Source organism: Vibrio sp. 10N.237.312.B06 (assembly GCF_041464685.1).
In the GTDB taxonomy this organism is placed as follows: domain Bacteria; phylum Pseudomonadota; class Gammaproteobacteria; order Enterobacterales; family Vibrionaceae; genus Vibrio; species Vibrio tasmaniensis_A.
Genome location: NZ_JBFSPI010000133.1, coordinates 1 through 7,600, shown reverse-complemented (window position 1 = coordinate 7,600; position 7,600 = coordinate 1). Strand labels below are relative to the sequence as shown.

Here is a 7,600-nt window from a genome sequence, read left to right as displayed (position 1 = left end):
CAGCTCGGAAGGATCCTTCAACCGATCACTTTGGCTTTAACTGATCGGCATTAGAGCTCTAGGCTCCGTTTTTCAATTGAATTTAATTCTTAAGCTCACATCTTAACAGATTAGAACTGAGAGTACTTTTCGTAACGTGAATCACGAAGTGACTCTTTTACCCGTTTCAGGTTCTCTCGGAAGCCAGAACCACGACGAAGCGTAAAGCCTGTTGCTAACACATCGATAACCGTCATCTGAACAACACGACTTGCCATTGGCATGTAAACGTCAGTGTCTTCCGGTACATCCAATGAGATAGACAGAGAACTCGCTTTATCTAGCGGAGAGTCTTTTGCTGTGATAGCGATAACTGTCGCGCCGTTTTCACGAGCTAAGTTCGCAATCTCTACTTGGCTTTTAGTGCGGCCAGTGTGAGAGATCAGAACAATAACATCGTTATCACTGCAGTTAATGCAGCTCATGCGTTGCATCACGATGTCTTCGAAACAAGTGATTGGGATATTGAAACGAATGAATTTGTTTTGAGCATCTTTGGCTACAGCAGAAGAGGCACCCAGTCCGAAGAACGAAATGCGTTTTGCTTGAGTCAGTAAGTCAACCGCTCGGTTTACTTGCATCGCGTCTAAACTGTTTTTAGCAACATCTAGACAAGCCATAGTTGATTCAAAAATCTTATGCGTGTAAGCATCTGGGCCGTCATCTTCTTCAACATTACGGTTCACGTAAGGTGTACCGTTCGCCAAGCTTTGAGCTAGGTGAAGTTTAAAGTCAGGGAAGCCCTTTGTGTCTAAACGACGACAGAAGCGGTTAACTGTAGGCTCACTCACGTCAGCCATTTTCGCTAAGGTAGCAATGCTAGAATGAATTGCAGTTTGAGGGGAAGCCATGATTACTTCGGCTACCTTACGCTCAGACTTGCTGAAGTTTTCCAGGTTTTTTTGTATTTTTTCTAATGTATTCATAGTGTTCACAAGGGTATAGAGAACAACTTGCTAGTTAATATCTTTTACCAGGGGGTATGGCTGAAACAAATATAAGAAAATACAAAACCAAACTTATATTCGGTATTGTAAATTCTACTGCATCAAATAGATATCAAGCTAACTAGCACCATAGAGTCAGTATAAACCCAACATACTATTCACTAATACAAAAACACGGCATCAATGCTTAAGAATATGACAAACCTCAACAAAATTTTAGAAAACTACAGAATTGGAAGAGGGTTTGAGCAAAAAGAATGCAAATTGAGTATGAACTGACAGCTAAGTTACATCAAAAAGAAAGAAATTTTCAATTTGATGCAACTAAAATTGAATGGCTAGGCGTTGATTAGCTTAACCAATTTGGTGATTTTACTCATCAAGTTGGGTGCTAGTTTAGAGATTTCACGCTGTTCTTCAAGCACTGAAGAGAGAATATCGTTGCCCGTCAGTGGGTTTGCTAATACTACACGGAAAACGATGGTTGGCTGATGCGCCCATATTTCGGGGTTTAAGCGGGTGCGCGATACGAAAGACTTGCCCGTTTCACGTTGCTTCTTCTGAATAAACTTGGTCAGTTCATTCAGTAGCTCATTCAGTTCAACACGCTCTGGTGCTTTAGCCTTGAGTAGTGCTGCTTTGACTGATTCAGGCACATAGCGATAGGTCAGTAGGCAAAGCTCAGGCTCTGAAACCAGTTCGAAGTCGTTTTGATCTTTAATCAGGTCAGCAAAGTAGCGCGCTTTATTGATGCTCTGGTCGATCAGCAGTTCATACCCAGGGCGACTGATGATGTGCATTGAGGCGTAGACTAACATTGCCATACCTGAACGAGAGCCTTCTAACGTATGGCTACCTAAGTCTTTTGAGCCTTTGCGAAGGATGTATTGAGCATGATGTTCGATTGCGGTCATCGCATCTGGCTTCTTAAACAAAACCATGCCAGCACCCATAGGGATATAAAGCTGTTTATGTGCATCAATCGTAACTGAATCAGCCAATTCAATACCATCAAGTAGGTGACGATGGTTGTTCGACATTAGAGTCGCACCGCCCCAAGCGGCATCAACATGGAAATGACAATCGGATTCAGCACACACTTCTGCAATGTCTCTTAGAGGGTCGATATTACCGGTTTCGGTTGTACCAGCCACACCAATGACAGCGAAAGGCTTTATCTTATTCTGCTTGAGCTGTTCAATCTTGAGTCTTAGATCGTCAGTACAAATGCGGTTGTCGTTATCCGTTTTAACAGACACTAGACCTTCTTGACCAATACCAAGGACATCCGCTGCTTTTTTCAGAGAGTAGTGACCACGTTCAGAAACCAAGATAGCAAGGCCTTCGTAGCCGTAGTGCTTCATGGCTTTAAATAAGCCTTCTTTTTCCACACCTTTGAACGAACCTTGTGCTTTTAGCGCATTGTTACGAGCAACCCAAAGCGCAGTAATATTCGCGATGGTACCGCCAGAACAAAACGCTCCTAAAGAGTGGTTGGCACTGTGCATCCAGCGAGAATAAAACTGGTCGCTATCCTGATAAATCAGGCGATGTAACATACCCAGAACTTGACGTTCTAGGGGAGTGAAAGCTTTTGAGGTCTCGATTTTTACTAGATTCTGATTTAGCGCAATCATGATTTTAGACAGCGGCATCAGGAAATAGGGTAGCGCAGACGTCATGTGACCAATAAAACTTGGCGACGACGTATGTACAGAATGAGATACAAGAGAATCGAGGAGATGCTCGGTATGTTCTGAAACAAACTCAGGCTGCTCTGGGATATGAGCATTCGAAAAATCTTTCTCAATCTCACGTAATGGCTTTTCTTCAGCCACAATGTGTTCACGTAAGAATTGATTCAGGTTTCGTGAAAGTTTGTCTTCGATTTGAGTGAGTGTTGAGTCTGGGCCTTCTGGTACTGTAAAGATACGTAGAAGACTGTCAAAGCTAACATCTGCTGTTTTTTGTTCCGTAACCATAGCAAGCGAGTTATTTTTCTTATATTGACGCGAGCGGGATAATCTAAACGAAAACGGGAACAATGTCCCGTCTTAATTATGAAATCCAATTTCCCATAAAAGCATAGTAAATTAAGGGTTATTTACACTTGATCGCTTCTAGTTTGGCGATCGACTGGTTGTAACGCTGCAGTGCTGTATCGATTTGCTTAGGGTGACTAAGCAGCTCAGCAAAGGCGGAACGTAGCTCGTAGTTTTGAGCGTGAGGTGTTGATTGGCGGTCGTCGAACGTTGTTTTCGCAATTCTACCAAGCTCATCATCACGTGTTGATAACGTCTTAATGTCGTGTTGTTCCAGTTGCAGCCAGCCTTCTACCGGTTGCTCTGTTGCCACTTTGCTTGAATCGTTCACAAGGTAGTAGTTTACCGCAGCGCGATTAAGCTCGAAGTGGTGCTTACGACCTTCTAGGAACCACTCGCTTACTTCTGTCAATTCTGGGTATTGCTCAGAAGTTAATGTAGCGAGGTCAGCATACCAACCTAAAGAGGCGTCGATGTACGCATCATATTTTTTTGCTTGGCACTGATTTGTCTCAGACATTGAATCTGCTGAAAAAGAGAAAGTCGAAGTTGAAGCTAGCAGTAATGCGACGCAAAGGCGTTTCATAGCGGTTCCTTTTGTAAGTTTATTCTTTTTATAACGTTGTCGTTACAGATTACCGTGATCATTATTTGTTGAGCAATGACACTTAGTGTCTTTTTATTTCGGTAACTGTATCGGTGTCTTGGGCATCGGTATTCGAGTTGCATTCTAATCTAAAACAAACGCTATTCCTGCGATCTAGTTAGCAAGAGATACAAAGAACAACATCAAAATCGGGACAAGCAAGCTGAGGATAAAGCCACTGACTATGGCGACTGGCACGCACCGAACGCCACCTGTGGTTTGAATGACAGGTAATGTGAAATCCATCGCTGTTGCGCCTGCATAACCAATCGATGTGCATGGGTAGCTCCGGATCAGCACAGGAATAAGTACCAAAGCAACTAACTCTCTTAACAACTCAAGCATGAAAGAAGCGCCGCCATAAATAGGACCAAAGGCATCGCCCATCAAGATACCGGCTAAAGAATACCAGCCAAACCCTGAAGACATTGCCAAGGCTTTGAACAAAGGGATATCAAGGATATAAGCCGCAATAATACCACCAAGCATTGAGGTGGCGATGATTGCGACTGCGATTACCATACCGTGCTTGTTGAGTAAGATTTGACGAAGTGTTAGTCCGCTATTGCGTAACTGAATGCCAATAAAGAACAGTAGAACAAACAGAATCCATTCACTCGCGGTATCAACCCAATCAAGGCCAATAGGCAGAACTAAACCCGCAATAAGGCCGGAACCGACCACTAATATGAGTTTGGCAGACTCCATCGCCATAGAAGACAGGGGGAGTTTCTTATTACAGCTGTCTGTCTGGAGTGGCAGTAACTTATCAATAGCAGGTAGCGCCATTAGGTTACAAACGCTTAAGCAGACAAAGAAAGTGGCCGTGTATAGAAGAATTGTCTGCAGGTTACTGCCTAGGTTATCGAGTGCGGCTAAGCTTAGTCCCATCAACGCGAGAATCACGTAGATCAACCGCGAAGTAGAGCGGTTGATAAATTCTAGCCTCTGAGTGTTCGAAATTGAAAAAAGATACCCCACGACGAGTGGCGCAAATATAAAGATCATCCCTGTAAACATGCTTTCCCCATTGCATTGACTTCATATTGCATTTACTAGCAATTTAACAGTAACTTAGAAGCCGCTAGTATTGATCACGTCACTTAGCTTTGCATTAAAATCCTGTTTGCTCAAGTTGCTTAATTTATAAAGTACTTCCGCTCCTGTCACGTTTAGTTCTACTTCGTGCTCATCAATGTTCTCATCCTTGTTTCTAAACATCAGTAGGTGGTTAGCTATTCGCGCAATATCAAGGTAAGACACCTCGCGCTCTTCGTGATTATTAATGGTGTTGCTGCACACATCGATAAAGTCGCTGTCGAAACCCCAGCGTCTAAGGACCAACTTACTGGTTGCTGAACATTGGCCTTGGAATATTTGCAGTGCGATGTCGTGATCTAAATAGTTCCCGTTGTCTAGGTAGAGGTGATATTCACTAACCAAACAGAACAAGCCAATGTCTGCAAGTAACCCAACAAGTAGTGACTTTTCATGCTCTAGATAACGGTATTCGGTAGGGGATAGTTCTTTAAATAGGTTAGTGACTAACACCATAGTTGCGGCGAGTTCTTTTGATACAGAAGCGCTCTGAACCAATAGCTCGTTGCACTCTTTATTCAAATTGACGGAATGTTTAAGTTGTTCAATAGCCTGGGCCGTGACAATGTCACGCACTCTCAATATACCAAGACGCGATACGGCCGTCATAACATCGACACAAGTAATATTGCGTCTGTTGAAGACAACTGAGTTAGCAACTCTGATCACGATTGCTGTCAGCCCTGGGTCTTCAAGTAAGCACTCGGCAACTTCGGCGACGCCTGTTGGTTCAAGAGTACAAAGCTTTTGAATTTTAAGTACAACCTCAGGAATCGGAGGAAGAGTTATTTTTCCCGCTGAGATGGAATGTCCAACAAGTTGGGCAAACTCGGATTCTAGGCCCTTAAGGAGAAGAGCTTTATTTTGTGGTAGCCAGAAAAATGATAAATGATTCATATTAAGAGTAAGAACATGTATGTCGTACCATTTTACAAGCCGCGATGCTGCGAGGCAATACTCATCGAACCACATAAGCTTTGATAACTTGAACGGGGGTATCATTAAGAATTAAATTCTTGGCGTGATTTGATAGTTTAATGTGATGTAAATCATTAAAAGTAAGGATATTCAACTGATTGATGTGAGCTGCGCCCTGACTTATTTTTCTTTTCGAAGTATCATTTATTTCAAAGGTGACAAACGAAACCATAATATTCACCTAAACATTAAATAGATTTAAAATTTTTCGCATAAAAAGCTGCTTGTCTGGCGATCAACCTAATCGGGGTAATTTGATTAAGGATCAACGGATATGACCGAGACAGCATTTATTAATTACGTGAATCAATTTGGTGAACATCAAAAGCGCTCTATGTTTGGAGGTATTGGCCTCTTTCAAAATGACGCTATGTTCGCTTTGTTGAGTGAAGATTGTGTATTCATTCGAGGTGGGAAGTTATTAGATAAAAAGCTGACGGGGCTTGATTGTGAAAAGTATCGTCACGTAAAAAAGCAGACGACAGCAACCGTGAATTACTACGACATCACGGATCTCTTTACGTCTGAGCATCCTGAATTGGATAGTATTATTCGTACTTCAATCGATAATTCAATTCAGCAGCGTAGCTTCAAAAAATCATCTGCTAGCCGTAGATTAAGGGATTTGCCTAACATGCAACTGACGTTAGAACGCATGGTTAAAAAGGCTGGAGTGGATGATGTTTCAATGTTTATGCAGTTGGGTGCATCTGAAGTGTTTAATAAGGTTCGCGAAGCGTACGGAAACGATGTTGACCTAAAATTACTTTGGAAGTTTGCGGGTGCAATTGATGGTATTCACTGGAAACTATTACAAGAGCCACGCAAGCAGCAATTATTAAAGAGCTGCCACTAAAGATATCGCCTGTATATGCATAAGATTACTGTTTATATATAAAAACCGAGGGATTTCCTCGGTTTTTTGTTTCTATCTAGCCCGTTTTAAAGGCTAAGCCCATATGAAGAGCTTTCTCGTTTTACTTAAAGCTTGAAACGAGTCGTGAACATTAACTGATCACCGTAGAAATCATTGATACGAACTTCTGCACCTAAAGAGAAAAGCTCTGTAGAGTGGAAACGCACGTAAGCAGAACCGATCCAATCATCTTTATCATCGATAGAAACGTAACCGCCTTTGCCGCCAACTTCTAGTTGTGGGCCAAGCCATTGACGAACACCAACGTTGAATTCCATACCAACATCAGGAGAGCTTTTCGCAGCTGGTTGAACTATACGAGCTAGCATTTCACCCGTTAGATCTGCCCAGTTGTTAATTGGAGCGTGGAAACCAAGACCTACAGCAGAGTCGTAATCGCCTTCAAATTCTGAATCGATACGCGCTACTGCGTGAGCATTCGGGTGGATTGACTTACTGAACGCCCCACCAAATGTAATTGGGCTCGCACCGATACGAGCGTCAAAGTAATCGTAGCTAAAGTTGCTCATTACTTGTGCTTGTTCATTTGGTTGTCCATCGACAGCTAGTGCTTGGCTAGAAGCCAATAGCATAGCGGTAGTAAGTAGAATTTTGCGCATAACGACCGTAAACCTTTATTAGTGTTGATCCCTTTGGTTTGATAAAAAATAGCCAAACCATAAACATTGAGACAGTTTAATCTAACTCGCGGAAAAGTAACCCATAAAAATGCTATTCATTTGTCATTTGGCTAAAAAATAAGCAAGTAAAGTACTGCTCTGTTACAGAGATCTCATGTTTTAGGGTTATTTAACAAAATCTAGTATCCATTCACTTGTTATTGATAACTATTAGATACACTTAATTTACTCGCTGTTATACTAGGGCGTGTTGATCTTTCGTGAGTGTTTTTTGAACAGCATGGTAAAGAGTT

The 7,600-nt window shown here is 42.2% G+C and carries 7 protein-coding genes; 1 reads left to right on the top strand and 6 read right to left on the bottom strand.

Features of this window, described 5'->3' with window-relative positions; genetic code table 11:
- Positions 1-110 precede the first annotated feature (110 nt).
- The 5 genes from AB6C75_RS22140 to AB6C75_RS22120 form a co-directional block, all read right to left on the bottom strand.
- Positions 111-965 carry a MurR/RpiR family transcriptional regulator gene (locus tag AB6C75_RS22140; protein WP_004734686.1) on the bottom strand — a complete coding sequence of 285 codons (855 nt, stop codon included), beginning with the start codon at positions 963-965 and terminating at the stop codon, positions 111-113.
- A 359-nt stretch (positions 966-1,324) separates the two neighbouring features.
- Positions 1,325-2,968, bottom strand: coding sequence for a pyridoxal-dependent aspartate 1-decarboxylase PanP (gene panP, locus AB6C75_RS22135; protein ID WP_372109273.1), 1,644 nt, complete (start codon positions 2,966-2,968; stop codon positions 1,325-1,327).
- Positions 2,969-3,086: 118 nt separating this feature from the next.
- Positions 3,087-3,614: a hypothetical protein gene (locus tag AB6C75_RS22130; RefSeq protein ID WP_372109272.1), complete on the bottom strand. Its 528-nt coding sequence runs from the start codon at positions 3,612-3,614 to the stop codon at positions 3,087-3,089.
- Positions 3,615-3,788: 174 nt separating this feature from the next.
- Positions 3,789-4,694 (bottom strand): lysine exporter LysO family protein, encoded by a 906-nt coding sequence (locus AB6C75_RS22125; RefSeq protein ID WP_372109270.1) that lies wholly within the window; start codon positions 4,692-4,694, stop codon positions 3,789-3,791.
- Between the two features lie 54 nt (positions 4,695-4,748).
- Entirely contained in the window at positions 4,749-5,669 is a 921-nt protein-coding gene (locus tag AB6C75_RS22120) for an HDOD domain-containing protein (protein ID WP_012604233.1), read from the bottom strand.
- A gap of 355 nt (positions 5,670-6,024) precedes the next feature.
- On the opposite strand from AB6C75_RS22120, the gene AB6C75_RS22115 reads away from it, so the two are divergent.
- The gene (locus AB6C75_RS22115) at positions 6,025-6,606 is read left to right on the top strand and encodes a TfoX/Sxy family DNA transformation protein (RefSeq protein WP_009847061.1); all 582 of its coding nucleotides are present in this window, start codon (positions 6,025-6,027) and stop codon (positions 6,604-6,606) included.
- Between the two features lie 125 nt (positions 6,607-6,731).
- Here the strand turns inward: AB6C75_RS22115 and AB6C75_RS22110 are convergent, their stop codons facing one another.
- On the bottom strand, positions 6,732-7,286 hold the full coding sequence (locus tag AB6C75_RS22110) for a hypothetical protein (protein ID WP_009847060.1): 555 nt from the start codon (positions 7,284-7,286) through the stop codon (positions 6,732-6,734).
- Positions 7,287-7,600: the final 314 nt, after the last annotated feature.

Excerpts from the sequence above, each read along its gene's own strand:
- AB6C75_RS22140 (WP_004734686.1), bottom strand. The coding sequence starts at position 965 with ATGAATACATTAGAAAAAATACAAAAAAACCTGGAAAACTTCAGCAAG.
- panP (WP_372109273.1), bottom strand. The coding sequence starts at position 2,968 with ATGGTTACGGAACAAAAAACAGCAGATGTTAGCTTTGACAGTCTTCTA.
- AB6C75_RS22130 (WP_372109272.1), bottom strand. The coding sequence starts at position 3,614 with ATGAAACGCCTTTGCGTCGCATTACTGCTAGCTTCAACTTCGACTTTC.
- AB6C75_RS22125 (WP_372109270.1), bottom strand. The coding sequence starts at position 4,694 with ATGTTTACAGGGATGATCTTTATATTTGCGCCACTCGTCGTGGGGTAT.
- AB6C75_RS22120 (WP_012604233.1), bottom strand. The coding sequence starts at position 5,669 with ATGAATCATTTATCATTTTTCTGGCTACCACAAAATAAAGCTCTTCTC.
- AB6C75_RS22115 (WP_009847061.1), top strand. The coding sequence starts at position 6,025 with ATGACCGAGACAGCATTTATTAATTACGTGAATCAATTTGGTGAACAT.
- AB6C75_RS22110 (WP_009847060.1), bottom strand. The coding sequence starts at position 7,286 with ATGCGCAAAATTCTACTTACTACCGCTATGCTATTGGCTTCTAGCCAA.